Source organism: Neorhizobium fuzhouense, assembly GCF_042611105.1.
GTDB lineage: Bacteria > Pseudomonadota > Alphaproteobacteria > Rhizobiales > Rhizobiaceae > Neorhizobium > Neorhizobium galegae_A.
The window spans coordinates 730,776-749,797 of sequence record NZ_JBHFFP010000001.1 but is presented as its reverse complement, the minus strand read 5'-3'; the positions used below and the strand labels follow the sequence as shown (position 1 = coordinate 749,797).

Here is a 19,022-nt window from a genome sequence, read left to right as displayed (position 1 = left end):
AAAGAATGACAGTGAATGATGCGGCGCTCGCAGCGCGTTTTGCCCTGGCCAAAGCGCTGGCAGCCGAAGCGGGGGCTATGGCGCTCGACTACTTCAATCGGCGCGATACGCTGGTGATCGAAACGAAGCGCGACCTCCAGGACGTGGTGTCGGTCGCCGACCGCAATGTTGAAACCTTCCTCAAGGACCGCGTAGCCGAAATCTATGCGAGTGACGGCTTCTTGGGAGAGGAGTTCGGCCATGACGAGGGTAGCTCCGGCTTTACCTGGGTTGTGGATCCGATCGATGGCACGGCTCCTTTTGTTAACGGCATGCCGACCTGGTGTGTCTCAGTTGCAATCGTGCGGGATGGTGAGCCGGTCGTGGGCGTGATCCATGTACCCTGCTCAGATGAGCTGTACGCCTCGGCCCTCGGTTTTGGTGCGACGCTGAACGACAAGCCCCTGCGCCTCGATCCTACCCGCAATCTGCAGAATGCGATGACGGGGATAGGCTGCAACAACTACGTCACCCCCGAACGCATCGGTGCGATCATCGCTGGCCTTATGGCGCAGGGCGGAAATTTCATACGCAACGGGTCAGGTGCACTGATGCTCGCCTATGTCGCAGCGGGTCGCCTCGTCGGCTATTATGAACCTCACATGCGGGCCTGGGATTGCATGGCCGGTTTCTGCCTCGTCCGCGAAGCCGGCGGCAAGACCCTTCAGTTCCCCGGACGTGGTCCCGAGTTCCTGAATGGGCATCCGGTTCTTGCCGCAAACCAGTCCTGCTACGATGAGCTACTTCAGCTTCACCTGAACAATCTTTAACGCGAACGAGGTCACGATGACGATTTCCGGCCAACTACGCGGACAATTGACCGTTGCGTTGTAAACTGGGGCCAAAGCCATCCGAAATGGCGGCGGGCTCTTCTGCATAAACGCGGACGTTGTAGCACGAGTCGAAGTCGTCGCGTTAGCCGGTTGGGGCGGCAATTATTTCCGCTTCGAACCTCCAGTTGCGGTGCCGGAGCTATGGAGAATCCGGCATTTGCATTTCCATTTTTTCGGTCATGGAGTTCATCTCGCCCCCCTGGCAAAGGCAGACGCGCCGGCGGAGACACAGCATCGACTTGAGGCCGTGATGTGATGGATAGGACGTCAAGCCTATCCTTTTGCACAGAACCTTCGTCTTCCGACTTCACTCATCAAAACCGCCAAGAACAATCTTGCCGAACACGCCGCCGGCTTCCATTCGACGATGGGCATCCGAGGCAGCCGAAAGCGGATAGAGCGCGCCAACGACGGGCTGAAGTTCCTTGCCCATCATCGGCAGAACCTGATCGGTGAAGCGATGGACCATGGCTCTCTTCTCGGCACGAGATCTGGATTTCATGACCGTTCCCAGCAGTTGCAGGTGATTGTGAAGCACAGCCTCGAGGGGGATAATGGCATTGTCATCTCGCCCCAACAGCCCGACCTGAACAAGCCGACCGCCAGGCGCTAGGCTTCGGATATTGCGGGCGAGATAGGATCCGCCGACAAAGTCGATGATGAGGTCCACGCCGCGTGATGCAGTCACGTCAACGATCTCAGCCTCAAAGTCGGCCTGCCTGTAATCGAAGACCGCATCCGCACCGAGAGCCAGAACGTTCTCGATGTTGTTGCCGGACGCAGTGGCCAGCACCGTGGCGCGCTGGGATTTTGCAAGTTGAACCGCAGCCGATCCGATACCGCCCGCAGCAGCGTGAACGAGAACGGTTTCTCCCGCCGCTATTTTTCCGAGATTTGCCAAAGCTTCCCAGGCCGTCACGAAGCTTTCCATGACGGCGGCCGCGTCAGTAAAGGACATACCATGCGGAATGGCAGCGGCCATGCCGCTGTCGAGCCGCGCATACTGGGCATAGGCGCCGCCGCCGACAATCCCCATCACGCGGTCGCCAATGGCAAAGCCGCTAACGGTGCTTCCGACAGCAACCACCTCTCCTGCGACCTCAAGGCCGAGAATGCTGCTATCACCGTAGGTCTGAGAGCCGTAGACACCTTCGCGCTGAAGAAGGTCAGCCCGGTTCACACCTGCCGCCATCACCTTCACCAGGAGATCGTCTGGGCGTATTTCGGGCATAGGGGCGTCGGCGAGCCGCAGAACATCGGCGTTTCCGAAATCATCGAAGATGATCGCTTTCATCGCAAGGCTCCTTATTTCGAAAGTGCGCGACGGGCGATGCTGGCGGCAAACAGCGGAGTTTCGCGGCGGTTATGGTCTGCGCCTGCAGCCTGACGAGCTGCTGCCGCATCCTCGTAAGTGACCCCATGCTCTTGAATGAAGGTCATGAACGCATCGGTCGGATGGGCTGTGACCTTGTTGGTGTAACGCGTCCTGCTGTCGTCGATCTTCTCCACGGAGAGTTCCCATATGACATTGACCTGGGTTCTGCCGCTGGCGGTGAAGACATCCGAGATGGAGTTCATCCGGCAATAGGTTGGTTCGGCGACCTCGGCGACATAGTGCTGTACGACAAGACCGGAGCCGATCTGTTCGACGTTGATCGACATGCGACGGCCGTCATCGGTCCAGGTGACGCCTGCTGCAATGTGGTCGGGTGGGCAGCAGCGCAGATATTCCGCTTCCGACAAATTGAAGAGCCAGTCGGCGATGTCGACCTTTTCGAGCGGAATGTCGATCTCGGCCGAATAGGCGGATTGTGAGAGAATTGTATCGAGGACCTTGACCATCGGAGTGTTCCTTCAGTTTTGTGAGCGCAATTGCCCGTTGACGAGAAGAAATGTGTGCCTGATGACCGTGGATGATAACCAACTGAATGGTCGGAACGGTTTTGCGTCGTAGGCAAAGATGAAAGACCCACGCTTCGCCGAACATCTGGCGGTTTACGTCGACGTCGTCCGGGCAGGCAGCTTTTCGGCTGCGTCTCGGCGTCGTGCTGTCACGCCCTCGGCTATCGTTCGTCAGATCGATGCGCTTGAGCAGGACTTAGGCGTCCCGCTGCTTGTTCGATCGACACGGGCCTTGTCGTTAACGGATGCGGGGCGTCACCTTTTTGAGCGCGCCCAGCGCCTGCTTGATGACCTGGCCGATACGCATGCCGAAGTGGCGGCCTTCGATGGCGCTGTTAGCGGTACGTTACGGATCGCCTGCTTCCCGACCTTCGGAAAGCGATATGTCATTCCTGTTCTGGCATCACTTTCACAGCAATATCCAGACTTACATGTCGAGCTGGATCTGACGGAAAGGCTGGCCGACCCGGTGGCGGAGCGTCTGGATCTTGTGGTGAGAATGGGCGAGCTATCGGACAGCACACTGATCGCCACCAAACTGGCACCGCACGATCGTATTCTCGTTGCAAGCCCTGCCTATCTTGAGCAGCATGGCGCGCCGGAAACTGTGGCAGCCCTGCGCAATCATCGCCTTCTCGACAAGCTGCATGGCAACGACCTTCTGGGATGGTCTGCAGTTCTAGGCGCGCCAACGGGGGAGGCTTGTGCACAAGTTGTCTTCCGGTCGGACGATTTTGAAGCGTTGAACGGCGCTGCCTTGGCAGGTATGGGCATTGCGTTTATGCCAAGCTGGGTTTCCGGACCATCCGTCAAAGCGGGCGATCTTGTACGCCTGCCGATGGCGGGGGAGAGATGGAACGAGAGGCCCTCCGGCATCTATCTCCTGCGCGCCCTCCAGGCACCGCCTGCCAAAGTGAAGGCATTCACGCAGGCGCTGAAGGATCACATCGGAACCCCACCTTGCTGGAGTTGAACGCTTTAGGCGGAAGGCTCGTGAACCAGGAGTTTCGCGGCTCATGCGTCAATCACCGACTGAAGCCTTGTGTGGTGAGGAGCCTGTCTGTCTCGTTTAAGAAGGCGGTTTTGCGCCTTATTTCGGTCGTCGAAGTCATGATCGCGCGTACCTGAAAGCAGACATGTTTTCGCAGAGGCTGATCTTAGGCCCATCCTTTCAAGGCCCGCCCGGAATAGTAACTTGGTGTCGTATCGCGATACAGCGGGATCGTCGCTGCGCCGAAGTGGGGAACCTCGCTGAGCTGAGATTTGTGAATCTTCGGTGGCTCGACGAAGAAGTCCTCTCCCAAGGATACCTTCGTGGCACACCTCACTTGACTGTACACTTAGCGTCCACTATCTAGGCGGACATCATAGCCTTAGAGGATAGTGGACACCATGACCGCAATTGTAGCCTACGCCCGCGTCTCAACCGGACAACAAGACTATCAAACTCAAGTCGATCGCCTGAAGGCAGCGGGTGCAACAAAGGTGTTCACCGAGAAACGCTCAGGGTTGGACGGTGACAGGCCAGAGCTAGCCCGTTGTATCGAATACGTCCGTGAAGGCGACACCCTGCTGGTGACTAAGCTGGACCGATTGGCCCGCTCTACGGCTGACCTCTACAAAATCGTCACGCAGCTGGAGGCGAAAGGTGTCGCCTTCAAGGTGTTGGACGATGAGGCGGTTGATACCTCTACGCGCACTGGAAAGTTGGTGATGGGCATTCTGGCTCTGATCGCTGAGTTCGAGACCGAGATCAGGCGAGAGCGCCAGATGGAGGGGATAGCCAAAGCAAAGGCCGAAGGTCGGGTTGGTGGTCGGCCCAAGTTGGTCACAGAGGAAGTTGAAGCGACCATGGTGCGCCTTCACCGTGAGGGCGTAAGCATCCGCAAGATTGCAGCCGAGGTCGGCTTCTCGAAAGCAACTGTCCAGAAGGTTCTTGCTGCGGCGCAGGAGGGCTAATCAGCCCGTCCTTGTTCGTGGGGGTATCTATTTGTTTTCGCGCAATCTGGTGCGTGCAGCCTCAGCTAGTCAGTCGGAGACAAGAGGCGCAGGAGCCATTCCTTAAGTGTCCTCTCACTTACCTGTAGCATCATCCAACCTAAGAGCGCCCATGTCAGCGCATTGGCCAGAGCCGTGATGTATCGAGGGAGTTCGAAGAGCCTGCCGTCCTTCTTATCCGTCTTCAGGTAAACCCTTACAGTGGTGACAGCATCGTAGGCCAACTTGAACAGGGCTGCGACACCCACGACCGCCGTGAGAGCGGCAAGACGTTGACCCAAGGTAAGTTCGGGAAGATAGGCAAGAGTTGCTAAAAGGAAGAGCCCGTTGATGTTGAGCGCATACTTTTCGATGGGCCAACGCCAGCGCCCATATTTGCTTGCCAGGACCGTTTCCAGCTTCCGGAATGTCCCAGCTACCCACACATCGTCAGGACCGGAAACAACGAATGACGAGTTATCCGCGCTGAATGTGACGTTGATCGAGCGAACTAGAGCTGAGCCGGGCTCCGTAAGTGAAAGTGACATGATTGCTGTTCTTGTCGGCAAAGCGGGCAGGCTCCAGAAGTGGTTCCCGATACGACGGACCTCTTCGCCATTAACATCAGCCGCAAAAACAACCTCGAAGGGTGTCGGAAGAAGGTGCTTTATCAGGTCCGCCAGCTCCTTCACGTCATCTCTGAAAAGCTGAAGCTTCGGTAGGCGCCCCGTCCGCTGGATCATTTGTAGCGGAGCCGTCTCGTCGTCGGGAGCAGGTGGATGCTGCGCTGGTTGTTCGCGTTCCGGTGCGGCCTGCACAGGTTCGCCGGGTACGACAATGAACACGCCTGCATGTCCCTCTGGGGTGGACCAGCGGCCTCGTAGCCTTGCGGGTGTTACTTCCAAGAACACCACATCGGCGTATCCATCACCCTGAGTAGCGCTGCCTGAATTGGGTGGAGTGAGGCGAACCTCAAGTGAACCCTCCACTCTCAGTGTTCCCACCCCGACTACAAGTTCCCCACCCAGATTGGTGCGGGCTATCACGAGCGGCTGATCACCATCGGTGATTTGAAGAAACAGGTTTCCGGAGAGGGTGCCATTCAATTGGCCGTACCACATTCCCGAGGGCAGCCATTGATCTGCAGAAATCGAGGTCGCCTGGTTCATAGCTACCACTTAGCCGGTTATGTATATGTAGGCGGCATTCGGCAGCTAAGTTGGCGCACGCGCGAAGGTGGATAACTCAACTGTTGAGGTACTTTCAGAGGTACCTTCAGAGGTACGCACTCAGCGATTAGGGCGCCCTAACACTCTGATTTTATGAGAAAAAGTTAGTCTGAAAAAGATTGGCTGGGGAACCTGGATTCGAACCAAGATTAACGGAGTCAGAGTCCGTCGTTCTACCATTGAACTATTCCCCAGTCCCTCGAAACGTGAGCGCTTCGGACTGTGCGGTTGATGGCTTTCGGGTGGGTCCCGAAGGCCGAACCGTGTCGGTGGGCGCCTTGTAACAGATTTTCCGGGTCGATCAAGGGGCGATTTCCGACTTTTTCGCTCGTGTGCGCAAAGGTTGTGAGGACGAGGTCGAGGGTCGGTTGCCTGCCGGGGACGGTGGCGGGTCGGGTGTCCTTTGTGCTTTGAGGGCCCCACTTGCATCCTATTCGCGTTGGCGCGGGGTGCCGGGCCATTGGCGCAGGCGAGGGTGTGGGCAAAACGGCGCGCAGCGGCTTTGACAAAGCCATTGGCGAAATCGTCTGCGGCTGTTATCCTCTTGCCAACGAAACGATTAACGCCGCAGCGGGCCTAACGGCTCTTGCGCGGCATGATGGATAGATCAGTGATGAACCCCGACAGCGGCGGCAAGCCGCCCGAAGGCGGGGCGTCAGCAGCAGGACGACCGGACAAGAAGGCCGGACGTCGCCGAAAGGCCAAGCGGAGCGGCAAGCCGCCGTCCGCAGCAGTTGCGCATGGCATCGACCAGGGCGAGCGCCCGGATGCCCGACGCCCGCAAAGCACGGACAGTGCACCACCGCGCAAGCGAAAGCGCCGTCGTGCGCGCGCGCCGAAGGATGTGGCCGGCAAGGCGCAAACCGGGGCGGCGGACGGTGAACCGGTGGTGACGCAACCGCACCGTCTTCATTCGACCGTAGCGGCCCTCGCCGCGGGTGTGGCCTTGGGCCCGAAGGTCGACACTCAGACACCGGACGAACGGGGTGCGCCGTCAGGGCGCAAACGCCGGCGTGGCCGCGGCAAAAGCGAAGCGCGCAGCCTGCAGGGACGTCCGCTTGCCGCCTCCGGGCGCGGGGGGCGGTCCGGGCACGGTCATGGTGGACACGGTCACGGTGGACAGGGGCAGGGCGGTCACGGCGGCCCTGGTCATGGTGGTCATGCCGACCAGGGGAATGCTGGCCAGGGTGGCGGGCAGGCCGCTGACCTTGCGGCGGGCGGTCACAGCGGTGCGCCGGGCCATGGCCGGGCGCATGCCGCGGTTCACGGGCAGGCGCCAGGGGCTGCGGCACACCATCATGACGCGTCGCACCTTTCTCACGCAGAGTCACAATCCTCCGGTGGAAACAGGCATGGCCCTCAGCCGGGTGGCGCCGTCGAGCGGAGTGGTCCGCACGGATCGGCCCATAGGGGTGGAGTGCAGGCTGCAGGCGGCCAAGGTTCCTCCGGAAAAGCAGGGCAGGGCAGCCACGGTGGCCGGGCGGGTGGTCCGTCTCATGGCGCCCACGGTGGGCATGCCCCTGCGGCTTCGGCCAAGGGGTTGCCGTCAAAGCCCGCCCATGGGGGCCCGCACGACGCCCGCGGGCGCAACGGACATGGCGGTGCCGGGGCGCATCAGGGGGGCCATCATGGAGCGCATGGCGGGCATCCGGGGCTGTCGGTGCCGCACGGGGCGTCGGGCCGCACCGGCGCCGATCGTGGTGCTCCGGATGATCTTTATGCAGCGCTTGATCTTGGCACGAACAATTGCCGCCTTCTGATCGCCCAGCCGACGCGGCCGGGGCAGTTTCGCGTCGTCGATGCGTTTTCGCGCATCGTCCGGCTGGGGGAAGGGCTTGCCGCGACGGGACGGCTTTCCACCGAGGCGATGGACCGGGCCGTGGAAGCGCTGCGCATCTGCGCGCTAAAACTTGCCAACCGGCCGATCCGCAAGATGCGGTTGATTGCGACGGAAGCCTGCCGGGCTGCCGCCAATGGCGAGGAGTTTTTGGCGCGCGTCACCCGCGAAACCGGGCTGGAGCTGGAAATCATCGACCGGGAAACCGAGGCGCGGCTGGCCGTCTCCGGCTGCTCGTCGCTGGTCGGGCGCGAGGCGCGCTCCGTCGTGCTCTTCGATATCGGCGGTGGATCCTCAGAAATCGCCGTCATCCGCATCCGCGACAACCGCTCCTCGCGGCTTGCCAATCACATCACCCATTGGACTTCGCTGCCGGTCGGGGTCGTGACACTGTCGGAACGCCATGGCGGGCAGAATGTCACGCCCGCGGTATTTTCGGCCATGGTCGAAGAGGTCGAGGGCATGCTTGCCGGCTTCGAATGCCCGGCGCTTGGCGGGGAAAGCGCCCGTCCGGAGGAGGATTTTCACCTGATCGGCACATCTGGCACGGTCACGACGCTTGCCGGCGTGCATCTCGATCTGCCGCGCTATGACCGGCGCAAGGTGGATGGCCTGTGGCTTTCGGATGCGGAAGTGAGCGCGATGCAGGAAAAGCTCCTGTCCTGGGATTTCGAGGGCCGCGCGGCCAACCCCTGCATCGGGCCGGATCGCGCCGATCTGGTGCTTGCCGGCTGCGCCATTCTGGAAGCGATCCGCCGACGCTGGCCAAGCCAGCGCATGCGGGTTGCCGATCGCGGCCTGCGCGAAGGCCTTCTGACCGATATGATGGCGGATGACGGCGTCTGGCGGCGCTTTCGCGGCCGCCGCCCCGGCGATAATGCGGCACGCGGTGCCACGGAGAACCATCGATGACCAAGGCTCCCATCGGCCGCAAGCTCGGCCAGAAGGTCCACAAGGGCAAGCTGAAGGCGTCCTCGCGCCGCTGGCTCGAGCGGCATATCAACGATCCTTACGTGCAGCGCGCCAAGATCGAGGGCTATCGTGCCCGCGCCGCCTTCAAGCTCCTGGAGATCGACGAGAAGCATCAGGTGCTGAAGGGCGCGCGCCGCATCATCGATCTGGGGGCCGCCCCCGGCAGCTGGTCGCAGATCGCCGCCAAGGTCACCGGCTCCACCGATAGCGATATCCGTGTCGCCGCGATCGATTTTCTCGAAATGGCGCCGCTGCCGGGGGTGAAAATCCTGCAGCTCGACTTTCTGGATGAGAATGCCCCGGCGCTTCTGATGGAGGCCGTCGGCGGCACGCCGGATCTCGTCATTTCCGACATGGCGGCCCCCACCACCGGCCACCAGAAGACAGACCATCTGCGCACCATGCATCTGTGCGAAGTCGCAGCCTATTTTGCCGTGGAAGTGCTGGCCGAAGGCGGGCATTTCCTCGCAAAGACCTTCCAGGGCGGCACGGAAAAGGACCTGCTCAATATGCTGAAGCAGAATTTCCGCCAGGTGCTGCATATCAAGCCGGCTTCGTCGCGCCAGGAATCGGTGGAAATGTTCCTGCTCGCCAAGGGGTTCAAGGGCCGCAAGGACGGCAGCGTCATGGGCCGCTACCGCGACGAGATGCACCGCGAAAACGGTCTTCTGGAAGACGCCGGCGATCCTCGCCGGCCTTATCCGGACGAGGACGACGAGGCCTGAGCTTTCGGGCGGGTTTCAGGTCTATTCGCCCGGCGCTTCCACTGGGCGCGCCGCATAGCGGCGATGGCCGGAAACGCCGGCACCGGCGCCGGCATCGAGCGGCAGAAGCGGTAGAAGCGAGGCGAGCGACACCACCGACACCAGGAAGAAGGCAAGGTGGAAATCCGCCAGCTGCAGGTGCGAGCCCGACAGATAGGACGAGGCTTCCAGCACGAAGGCGGCAAAGGCCACGCCGAGCGCAAGGCTCACCTGCTGCAGCACCGAACTGATCGAGGTCGCCTGGCTTGCCTCGTCATCCTCGATTTCGGAGTAGCTGAGCGCATTGGTGCCGGTAAAGAACATCGAGCGGGCAAGGCCGGAGGCAAACAGGAAGAGAATGATCACGCCCTGCGGCGTCTGGGCGGTGAAGAAGCCGTTGACGGCCGTGGTCGCAGCCCCCGCCACGCTTGCGCCGATCAGCGTCATCTTGAAGCCGGTCGAGGCAAACAGCCGCCGGGCAACGAATTTCACCGTCAGTGCGCCGAGCGCACCGGCAAAGGTGGTGAGGCCGGACTGGAAGGGCGTCATGCCGAAGGCCAGCTGCAGCATCAGCGGCATCAGGAAGGGCACGGCACCGGTTGCGATGCGAAACAGCGTGCCGCCGGTGATGGCGGCGCGAAAGGCCTGATTGCGAAACAGCGTCAGCTTCAGGATCGGGGCCGGGTGCGTGCGGGCGTGGCGCAGGTAAAGGCCGCCGCAGACGAGACCAATCATGGTGGTGACAATGCCCACGATCGGCGGCAGCGCCGGAAGGCTGACGACGGAAAGCCCGAACACGGTGCCGGCGGCCGTCAGCGAAATCAGCAGGAAACCGTAAAGGTCGATCGGCGGCGCGGCGCGCCGTTCGATGTCGGGCAGGTAGATGGTGGAAAGCCAGACACCGACAAGACCGACCGGCACGTTGATGAGAAAGATCCAGTGCCAGGTGAAATAGGTGGTGATGAAGCCGCCGACCGGCGGCCCTGTCAGCGGGCCGACAAGGGCTGGAATGGTCAGAAGCGCCATGGCCGAGACCAAGTCCTTCTTCTCCGTCGTTCGCAACAGAACAAGCCGCCCGACCGGCGTCATCATCGCCCCGCCCATGCCCTGCAGGAAGCGCGCCAGAACGAATTCCACGACCGACGAGGAAACCGCACAGCAGATGGAACCCACCACGAAGACGAGGATTGCCACGCGGAAAATGCTTTTCGCGCCGAACTTGTCCGCCATCCAGCCGCTGATCGGGATGAACACCGCAAGCGCCACCATATAGGAGGTCAGCGCCAGCTTCAGCGTGATCGGCCCGACGCCAAGATCCGTCGCAATGGCGGGAAGGGCGGTGGCAATGACGGTGGAATCCATCTGCTCCATGAAAAGAGCGACGGCAAGGATGAGAGGCACAATGCGGTTCATGGCAGGCATGCTTTGCGAAACTTCGGCTGGCGTCTTCCTACGCCTCGTTTGGGCGTCCGGCTACTGGATTTCGGGGGCTCTGGCATGGCTATCACGACTACGTGACAGGCGTTCTCCTTTGCATGTCTTTGCCATATCTGTTGCTGCGACCGGTCACGACGGCACACGCGCATTCGGTCTGCGCATGGGAGGTGGCAATGACGCAGTTTCAAATGGGGCGGCGCGCGCTTCTGGGCACGGCGGGGGTGGGCTTTCTTGCTGCACCGGCGGTTCTGTCCGGACGCGCCCTGGCGCAAGCCAGCAGCACACAAACCTCGACGGATAGACACATGACAAAAGTCCTGCCGGCAGATACGCACAGTTTCAAGCTTGGAGAGTTTGAGGTTCTGGTGGTGAAGGATGGCGCGCGCGCCTCCGGCAAGCCCGGCGAAACCTTCTGCACCAACCAGAAGGAGCAGACGGTTTCTGCGCTTCTGGAGCAGAATTTCCTGCCCAAGGACAATTTCGTCAATTCCTTCTCGCCGACACTGATCAATACTGGAAGCGACCGGGTGCTGTTTGATACCGGCTTTGGTGAAAGCGGCCGAGCCGCCGGCAATGGCCGTCTGCTGGAGGGCCTCGAAGCCGCCGGCTATCGCCCGGAAGATGTGACCGTGGTGGTGCTGACGCATCTGCACGGCGATCACATCGGCGGCCTGATGGAAGGCGGCAAGCCGGCCTTTCCGAATGCGCGCTACATCATCGGCCAGGTGGAATATGACTTCTGGAGCAGCTCGGCGCGCCAGGGAACGGCAGCGGAAGGCGGCCACAAGGCGGTGCTTGCCAATGTCAAGCCGCTCGCCGAAAAGGCCACTTTCATCGGCAAGAGCGCAACCGTGGTCAGCGGCATTACCAGTCTGGAAGCCTTCGGCCATTCGCCCGGCCACATGATCTACAATATCGAATCGGGCGGGCGTCGCCTGGTTCTGACGGCCGATACGGCCAACCATTTCGTGCTGTCGCTGCAGCGGCCGGACTGGGAAGTAAAGTTCGACATGGACAAGAAGGCGGCCGCCGCAAGCCGCAAGACGGTGTTCGACATGATCGCGACCGACCGGATTGCCTTCCTCGGCTATCACATGCCGTTCCCGGCCGTCGGCTATGCGGAAAAGCATGAGACGGGATACCGTTTCGTGCCCAAGTCCTACCAGTTCGACATCTGATGGCCTGCACCTGACCCTGCGGTCCTTGTCCGCGGGGTCAGGTGAAGACGATTGGGCAGATCAGGCGCCATCATCCAGGTTGCGGATGTCGTCCAGCAGGCTTGGCCCCTGCGGATGCCAGCCCAGCCGCTTTTGCGTCGCCGCACTCGATGCGACGAAGTCGCTTTCCAGGAAATGCGACAGCCAGCCGAAATGGGCCGCCGCCTCATGCTCCAGAGACACGACGGGAAGATTGAGGCGCTCGCCGATGGCTGTGGCAATCGCGTGAAGGGGAACACCCTCCTCGGCCACCGCATGGTAACACCCGCCGGGCTTTTTCTCTTCAAGCGCCAGACGATAAAGCAGGGCCGTGCTCTCAAGGGGAGCCGCTGACCATCGGCCGGCCCCATCGCCCAGCATTGCAGAGACCCCGGTGCGCCGGGCAAGATCGATCAGGGCCGTCACCAGGCCCTGCTTGCGGGTGTCGTGAATCTGCGACAGACGCACGAAGGATACGTTGAGGCCGCGATCCAGAAGCGTGCGGCCGGCCCGTTCCGAGGCAATCCGCGGGTTTCGATTGTGAGTGTCAAAATGATCCTCGATGGCCGGCTGTCCCGGCGCCACCATGCCAAGGCCCGTGACCGAGGTGATCACGAAGGGGCGGTCCGAGCCGTCGAGGGCGGCACCAAGCGCTCCGATCACCCGCGCATCCTTCTCGCAGTTTGCGGCAAAGTTCGAAAAGTCATGATCGAAGGCTGTGTGGATGACGGCGTCGCAGCTGGCGGCACCCTCGGCCAAACCATCGGGGTCGCTGAGGTCGCCACGAAAAACCTCCGCACCCAGCGCCGCGAGTGCCTCTGCGCCGGTCCTTGAGCGGGTGACCCCGAGCACCTGATGTCCTGCCTCGATGAGATTGCGTGCCACTTCCGAGCCGATGAAGCCGGTTGCGCCGGTTAGAAAGATCCGCATGGATTCGTCTCCTGTCTTGTCTGGAGAGCCTGATGCACGTAGACTTGATCCTGTTAAAGTAGTGACTTTATCATGGTATAAGACCTAACAGGTTCGCGATGACCAAAGCCCCGGATACACTTGGCACCTATCTGCGCGACCGCCGCCTGCGGCTCGATCCGGCAAGCTTGGGTTTTTCCGGCAGCCGCCGACGCACACCCGGCCTGCGCCGCGAGGAGGTGGCGCAGCGCGCCAATATCAGCCCCACCTGGTACACCTGGCTGGAACAGGGACGCGGCGGCGCGCCTTCGGCAGACGTGCTGAACCGCATCGCCAATGGCCTGATGCTGACGGAACCGGAGCGCCAGCACCTGTTCATGCTGGGGCTCGGCCATCCGCCCGAGGCCCGCTATCGGCCGGTCGAGGGCATTTCACCCCGCCTGCAACGCCTGCTCGATGCCATGGATACGACGCCCGCCATCGTGCGCACCGCCACCTGGGATGTCGTGGCCTGGAACGGGGCCGCCTGCGTGGTGATGACCGATTACGCCACCCTGCCGCCGACGGAGCGCAATATCCTGCGGCTGGTGTTCTGCAATCCTCGTGTCCGCGCCGCGCAACAGGATTTCGACGGCATTGCCCGCTTCGTGGTGGCCGCCTTCCGGGCCGATGCGGCGCGTGCCGGTGCCAGTGCCGAGATCACCGATCTGGTCAGCGAGCTCAGCGCCCGTAGCCCGGATTTCGAGCGCCTGTGGAACGACAACGATGTCGGCCTGCATGGGGAAGGCACCAAGCGGCTCAACCATGCGATCCTCGGGCCGATCGAGCTTGAATATTCTGGTTTTGCCGTGGATGGCCGTCCCGATCTCGGCCTCGTCGTCTACAATCCGGTGCGCAGCCAGGATGCCGAGCGTATTCGCGGGCTCGTCCGGAAGCGGCAGGCCGCCGCAGCCGGGGAGGGCGCCGGCTAAAGCGCAATCCGCAACGCTCGGGATGCTTGGGGAGCGACGCCCCGTCGCGGCCGCCTTGAAAGGGCGGTGAGAGTGAAGGCCGTAGCCAGATCCCGGTCCACGGTTTTTCCTATTCCCTTCCCGTCATAACCGTGTTACCTGCCCTCGCCAACTTCCCATTCCTGAAGATCGCCTCCGGTTAACCTCCCGCCGGACCGAACTTCCATTCATTAAAGGAAATTGGCCATGGCTCGCATTGTAGAATCAGCAACCGGCGCGGACGCGCTTACCTTCGACGACGTGCTGTTGCAGCCGGGGCATTCGGAGGTCATGCCGGGCCAGACGAATATCGCCACCCGCATTGCCCATGACATCGAGCTGAACCTGCCGATCCTGTCGTCCGCCATGGACACGGTGACGGAAGGGCGCCTTGCCATTGCCATGGCGCAGGCCGGCGGCATCGGCGTCATCCACCGCAACCTGACGCCCATCGAGCAGGCCGAGCAGGTGCGCCAGGTCAAGAAGTTTGAAAGCGGCATGGTGGTGAACCCCGTCACCATCGGCCCGGAAGCAACCCTTGCCGAAGCCAAGGCGCTGATGAGCGCGCATGGCATTTCCGGCATTCCGGTTGTCGAGGGCGCCAGCCGCCCCGGCCGCCTCGTCGGCATCCTCACCAACCGCGACGTGCGCTTTGCCTCCGATCCGTCCCAGAAGATCTACGAGTTGATGACGCGCGAAAACCTCGTGACGGTCAAGGACGGCGTCGAACAGCAGGAGGCCAAGCGGCTCCTGCACAGCCACCGCATCGAAAAGCTGCTGGTGGTCGACAATGAAGGCCGTTGCGTCGGCCTTATCACGGTGAAGGACATCGAGAAGTCGCAGCTCAACCCGCATGCCTCCAAGGATGTGCAGGGACGCCTTCGGGTGGCCGCCGCCATCTCCACCGGCGAGGACGGTCGCGAGCGCGCCGAGCGCCTGATCGAGGCCGGCGTCGACGTGATCGTCGTCGATACTGCCCACGGCCATTCCCAGAAGGTTCTGGATGCGGTGGCTGAGGTGAAGAAGATGACGAATGCCGTGCGCATCATCGCCGGCAATGTCGCAACCGGTGACGGCACCCGCGCCCTCATCGATGCCGGCGCAGATTGCATCAAGGTCGGTATCGGCCCGGGTTCGATCTGCACCACGCGCATCGTCGCAGGCGTCGGCGTGCCGCAGCTGGCCGCCGTCATGGCCGCCGTCAACGAAGCCAACAAGCACAACATTCCGGTGATCGCCGATGGCGGCATCAAGTTTTCCGGCGACGTCGCCAAGGCCATTGCCGCCGGCGCCTCGGCCGTCATGGTCGGCTCGCTGCTCGCCGGCACGGACGAAAGCCCGGGCGAGGTCTATCTCTACCAGGGCCGCTCGTTCAAGGCCTATCGCGGCATGGGTTCGGTCGGCGCCATGGCCCGCGGTTCTGCGGATCGTTACTTCCAGGCGGAAGTGCGCGACACGCTGAAGCTGGTGCCGGAAGGTATCGAGGGGCAGGTTCCCTACAAGGGCCCGGTTTCGGCCGTGCTGCATCAGCTGGCCGGTGGCCTCAAGGCCGCCATGGGCTATGTCGGCGGCAAGGACATCGTCGATTTCCAGGAAAAGGCGACGTTCGTGCGCATTTCAGGCGCCGGCCTTCGCGAAAGCCATCCGCATGGCGTGACGATTACCCGCGAAAGCCCGAATTACCCGGGCGGTGCCTGAGGGTTTCACCATCCGTCCGACAGGAACGCGGTTGGCAATATCTGCCGGCCGCCCAGTCTTTCCTCGCGGTGCGCCGCCTGATCTTGGCGTGATTAACCCGCCGCGAGGCTTTCCCTTCCGGGTATCCTTCGGCTAAGACGCGCCGACGATTACGCTGAACCGCGAGAATGACTGATGATTTCCAATGAAGCCATGATCTGGCCAATGGTCGCACATGCGGCGCTCGTCCTTGTGCTCTATATCCTCTTGTCCAGGCGGCGCGTGGCGGCGGTGAAGGCGGGGCGGGCCACCGTGGAGCAGTTCCGCGACAATCTGCAGGAGCCGGCAGACAGTCTTTACGTCCACAACAACCTCAAGAACCAGTTCGAACTGCCGATGTTCTTCCACATCGGCTGCCTGACGCTGTTTGCCGTGGATGGCGACAATCTCGGCACGGTCATCCTGGCCTGGCTGTTCGTCGCCTCCCGCTATGCCCATTCCTATGTGCATGTGACGAGCAACCGCGTGTTCCTGCGCCGCAATCTTTTCATGCTGGGCGTGGCAAGCCTCCTCGGCATCTGGGGCTGGCTGATCGTCTGGCTGGCGCTGACCTGAGAGATTGACGGGTTTTGCGGCAGATCAAACTGTCACACGGTCCGGTCCTCTAGAACCGTTGCAGGCGGAAAAACGCTTGCAGGATAAACGCGCGGCACCCGGGCGGTGCCGCCATCGGTTCGAGGAGAAGACAGATGGCAGCAATGATGAAGGCCGCAGTGGTGCGCACGTTCGGCAAGCCGCTCACCATCGAGGAAATGCCGATCCCGGAACCCGGCCCCGGCCAGATCCTCGTCAAATACGAGGCGACCGGCGTCTGCCACACAGATCTTCATGCGGCAAACGGCGACTGGCCGGTCAAGCCCAATCCGCCGTTCATCCCGGGCCATGAGGGCGTCGGCTACGTCGCCAAGCTCGGGGCAGGCGTCACCCGCATCAAGGAAGGCGATCGCGTCGGCGTGCCGTGGCTGCACACGGCCTGCGGCTGCTGCAATCCCTGCCGCACCGGCTGGGAAACGCTCTGCGGCAGCCAGCAGAACACCGGCTATTCGGTGAACGGCACCTTTGCCCAATATGGCCTGGCCGATCCCGATTTCGTCGGCCGTCTGCCGGACAATCTCGAATTCGGGGCGGCTGCCCCCATCCTCTGCGCCGGCGTCACCGTCTACAAGGGGTTGAAGGAAACCGAAGTGCGCCCCGGCGAATGGGTGGTCATTTCCGGCATCGGCGGCCTTGGCCACATGGCGGTGCAATATGCCAAGGCCATGGGCATGCATGTGGTGGCCGCAGACATTTTTGACGACAAGCTGGAGCTTGCCAAGAAACTTGGCGCCGACGTGGTGGTCAATGGTCGCGACGCCGATGCCATCGCACAGGTCCAGAAGGCGACCGGCGGCGTGCATGGCGCGCTGGTGACGGCCGTCTCGCCGAAAGCCATGGAACAGGCCTATGGCTTCCTGCGCTCCAAGGGCACCATGGCGCTGGTCGGCCTGCCGCCGGGCTTCATTTCGCTGCCGGTGTTCGACACCGTCTTGAAGCGCATCACAGTGCGCGGCTCCATCGTCGGCACGCGCCAGGATCTTGAGGAAAGCCTGCAGTTTGCCGGCGAAGGCAAGGTCGCCTCGCATTTCTCCTGGGACAAGATCGAGAATATCAACGCCATCTTCCAGCGCATGGAGGAAGGCAAGATCGACGGCCGCATCGTGCTGGATCTTGCCGGCTGAGCTGACTTTCAGCCCATCCCGATTGCCACCCCGCAGGGGGGTACGGCTATCGCATTTGAAATAAGACCCTCTCTGCCCTGCCGGGCATCTCCCCCACAAGGGGGGAGATTCGATCCGGCAAGCGTCCCGTTCCCGCATCAGAAGGTGCGGCCGGGTTAAGCCCTCCCCCTTGTGGAGAGGGTTTGGGAGGGGACTTTCTGCATATGCGATAGCCCTACGCACGGGGCGGCCTGTTCGCCTAAGCCTCTCCCCCATGAACGAAGTTTAATGTTCAAGGCCATGACAATCGCCTTGTGCCGCCCCATGTGAAGATGATGATGCTGCATGTGCGAAGAGCAGAAAGCATCGGGAGTTATCTGGCATGCGGTCTATCGAGAATATTCTTGTCTTCCAGGGCGGCGGTGCGCTGGGCGCCTATCAGGCGGGCACGTTCGAGGCGCTGCACAAACAGGGCATCAAGCCGGATTGGCTGGCCGGCATTTCCATCGGCGCCATCAATTCCGCCATCATTGCGGGAAGCCCGGAAGAGCGGCGTGTGGACAATCTTCGGCAGTTCTGGGAGATGGTGTCTTCCGGCCTCGATTTCGGCCCGGTGGTTCAGGACGATGCCAGGCGGCTTCTGAAGGACTGGTCGGTGCTGGCCGGCGCCGTGACCGGCATTCCCGGCTTCTTCTCGCCGCGCCTGCAGACCCCCTACCAGCTTTTGTTCAACCGCGACGTGATGATCAGCCATTACGACACGGAACCGCTTGTGAAGACGCTCGACAGGCTCGTCGATTTCGATCGCATCAACCGTGGCGACATTCGCCTCAGCCTCGGCGCCGTCAATGTCAAAAGCGGCAATTTCGCCTATTTCGACAATCGCGACATTCGGCTGACATCCCGCCATGTGGCAGCCTCCGGTGCGCTTCCGCCGGGCTTTGCGCCGGTGGAAATCGAGGGCGAGTTCTACTGGGATGGCGGCCTCGTCTCCAACACGCCGCTGCAATATGTGCTGGCGGAGGATGGGTTCGACGCGGATCTGTGCATCTTCCAGGTGGACCTGTTTCCCGCCCGCGGCGAGATGCCCCGCGACCTCATGGAGGTGGACGCCCGCATCAAGGAAATCCGCTATTCCAGCCGCACGCGCATGAATACCGACGAGTTTGCCCGCAAGCAGATATTTCGCCGCGCCGCCCGCCGCCTTCTCGAAAAACTGCCGCCGGAGCTTCACGACGACGAAGATGTAAAACTGCTGCGCTCAGTAGGCATCGAATATGACGTGACGCTCGTCCATCTCATTCACCGCAGCGCCGCCTACGATTCGCACGCCATGGATGCCGAGTTTTCCCGCGCCAGTGTCGAGGCCAACTGGAAGGCTGGCTATGACGACGTAATGCACACGCTCAAACACCCCAAATGGACAAGACGCGGCCGCCCGAAGGACGGCATCCAGATCTTCGATCTCGCCCAGGACAGGCAGCGAGACGACTAACGACGGACCCTCAGCCGGTAAAAGACACGC

General features: G+C 61.9%; 16 protein-coding genes, 1 tRNA gene and 1 pseudogene. 11 read left to right on the top strand and 7 right to left on the bottom strand.

What is annotated here, in order from left to right; all coding sequences use genetic code 11:
* The first annotated feature begins 5 nt into the window (after positions 1-5).
* Positions 6-809: an inositol monophosphatase family protein gene (locus ACEXP3_RS03750; RefSeq protein WP_377296030.1), complete on the top strand. Its 804-nt coding sequence runs from the start codon at positions 6-8 to the stop codon at positions 807-809.
* Positions 810-1,179: 370 nt separating this feature from the next.
* Here the strand turns inward: ACEXP3_RS03750 and ACEXP3_RS03745 are convergent, their stop codons facing one another.
* Together ACEXP3_RS03745 and ACEXP3_RS03740 are read right to left on the bottom strand one after the other, a co-directional pair.
* A complete protein-coding gene (locus ACEXP3_RS03745) occupies positions 1,180-2,166 on the bottom strand; it encodes an NAD(P)H-quinone oxidoreductase (RefSeq protein ID WP_377296029.1) in 987 nt (328 codons plus the stop codon).
* A gap of 11 nt (positions 2,167-2,177) precedes the next feature.
* Positions 2,178-2,714, bottom strand: coding sequence for a hypothetical protein (locus tag ACEXP3_RS03740; RefSeq protein WP_377296028.1), 537 nt, complete (start codon positions 2,712-2,714; stop codon positions 2,178-2,180).
* A gap of 118 nt (positions 2,715-2,832) precedes the next feature.
* On the opposite strand from ACEXP3_RS03740, the gene ACEXP3_RS03735 reads away from it, so the two are divergent.
* The gene (locus tag ACEXP3_RS03735; protein WP_377296027.1) at positions 2,833-3,747 is read left to right on the top strand and encodes a LysR family transcriptional regulator; all 915 of its coding nucleotides are present in this window, start codon (positions 2,833-2,835) and stop codon (positions 3,745-3,747) included.
* Between the two features lie 419 nt (positions 3,748-4,166).
* On the top strand, positions 4,167-4,733 hold the full coding sequence (locus ACEXP3_RS03730) for a recombinase family protein (RefSeq protein WP_377296026.1): 567 nt from the start codon (positions 4,167-4,169) through the stop codon (positions 4,731-4,733).
* 65 nt (positions 4,734-4,798) lie between these two features.
* Here the strand turns inward: ACEXP3_RS03730 and ACEXP3_RS03725 are convergent, their stop codons facing one another.
* The 3 genes from ACEXP3_RS03725 to ACEXP3_RS03715 form a co-directional block, all read right to left on the bottom strand.
* A complete protein-coding gene (locus tag ACEXP3_RS03725) occupies positions 4,799-5,920 on the bottom strand; it encodes a hypothetical protein (protein ID WP_377296025.1) in 1,122 nt (373 codons plus the stop codon).
* Between the two features lie 180 nt (positions 5,921-6,100).
* Positions 6,101-6,174, bottom strand: a tRNA-Gln gene (locus ACEXP3_RS03720).
* An 800-nt stretch (positions 6,175-6,974) separates the two neighbouring features.
* Positions 6,975-7,280 carry a hypothetical protein gene (locus tag ACEXP3_RS03715; protein WP_377296024.1) on the bottom strand — a complete coding sequence of 102 codons (306 nt, stop codon included), beginning with the start codon at positions 7,278-7,280 and terminating at the stop codon, positions 6,975-6,977.
* A gap of 405 nt (positions 7,281-7,685) precedes the next feature.
* Between ACEXP3_RS03715 and ACEXP3_RS03710 the strand changes: the two are divergent.
* Both ACEXP3_RS03710 and ACEXP3_RS03705 read left to right on the top strand, forming a co-directional pair.
* Positions 7,686-8,729 (top strand): annotated as a pseudogene (locus tag ACEXP3_RS03710) (Ppx/GppA phosphatase family protein); the annotation flags it as partial.
* The gene (locus ACEXP3_RS03705; RefSeq protein WP_377296023.1) at positions 8,726-9,514 is read left to right on the top strand and encodes an RlmE family RNA methyltransferase; all 789 of its coding nucleotides are present in this window, start codon (positions 8,726-8,728) and stop codon (positions 9,512-9,514) included. The pseudogene ACEXP3_RS03710 and the gene ACEXP3_RS03705, both read left to right, overlap by 4 nt.
* A gap of 21 nt (positions 9,515-9,535) precedes the next feature.
* On the opposite strand, the gene ACEXP3_RS03700 is transcribed toward ACEXP3_RS03705, so the two are convergent.
* Entirely contained in the window at positions 9,536-10,945 is a 1,410-nt protein-coding gene (locus ACEXP3_RS03700; protein ID WP_377296022.1) for a DHA2 family efflux MFS transporter permease subunit, read from the bottom strand.
* Between the two features lie 197 nt (positions 10,946-11,142).
* Between ACEXP3_RS03700 and ACEXP3_RS03695 the strand changes: the two genes are divergently transcribed.
* Positions 11,143-12,147, top strand: coding sequence for an MBL fold metallo-hydrolase (locus tag ACEXP3_RS03695; RefSeq protein WP_377296021.1), 1,005 nt, complete (start codon positions 11,143-11,145; stop codon positions 12,145-12,147).
* A gap of 60 nt (positions 12,148-12,207) precedes the next feature.
* Here ACEXP3_RS03695 and ACEXP3_RS03690 read toward each other — a convergent pair whose 3' ends face one another.
* Positions 12,208-13,095 (bottom strand): SDR family oxidoreductase, encoded by an 888-nt coding sequence (locus ACEXP3_RS03690; RefSeq protein WP_377296020.1) that lies wholly within the window; start codon positions 13,093-13,095, stop codon positions 12,208-12,210.
* A gap of 98 nt (positions 13,096-13,193) precedes the next feature.
* On the opposite strand from ACEXP3_RS03690, the gene ACEXP3_RS03685 reads away from it, so the two are divergent.
* From ACEXP3_RS03685 to ACEXP3_RS03665, 5 genes are all read left to right on the top strand, one after another.
* The gene (locus tag ACEXP3_RS03685; protein WP_377296019.1) at positions 13,194-14,045 is read left to right on the top strand and encodes a helix-turn-helix transcriptional regulator; all 852 of its coding nucleotides are present in this window, start codon (positions 13,194-13,196) and stop codon (positions 14,043-14,045) included.
* 225 nt (positions 14,046-14,270) lie between these two features.
* Positions 14,271-15,761: an IMP dehydrogenase gene (guaB, locus tag ACEXP3_RS03680; protein WP_377296018.1), complete on the top strand. Its 1,491-nt coding sequence runs from the start codon at positions 14,271-14,273 to the stop codon at positions 15,759-15,761.
* Between the two features lie 174 nt (positions 15,762-15,935).
* Complete coding sequence (locus ACEXP3_RS03675; RefSeq protein ID WP_245365535.1) at positions 15,936-16,355, top strand: MAPEG family protein; 420 nt, start codon at positions 15,936-15,938, stop codon at positions 16,353-16,355.
* 134 nt (positions 16,356-16,489) lie between these two features.
* Positions 16,490-17,518, top strand: coding sequence for an alcohol dehydrogenase AdhP (gene adhP, locus ACEXP3_RS03670; protein WP_377296017.1), 1,029 nt, complete (start codon positions 16,490-16,492; stop codon positions 17,516-17,518).
* A 361-nt stretch (positions 17,519-17,879) separates the two neighbouring features.
* Positions 17,880-18,992, top strand: coding sequence for a DUF3734 domain-containing protein (locus ACEXP3_RS03665; protein ID WP_377296016.1), 1,113 nt, complete (start codon positions 17,880-17,882; stop codon positions 18,990-18,992).
* The last annotated feature ends 30 nt before the right edge of the window (positions 18,993-19,022 follow it).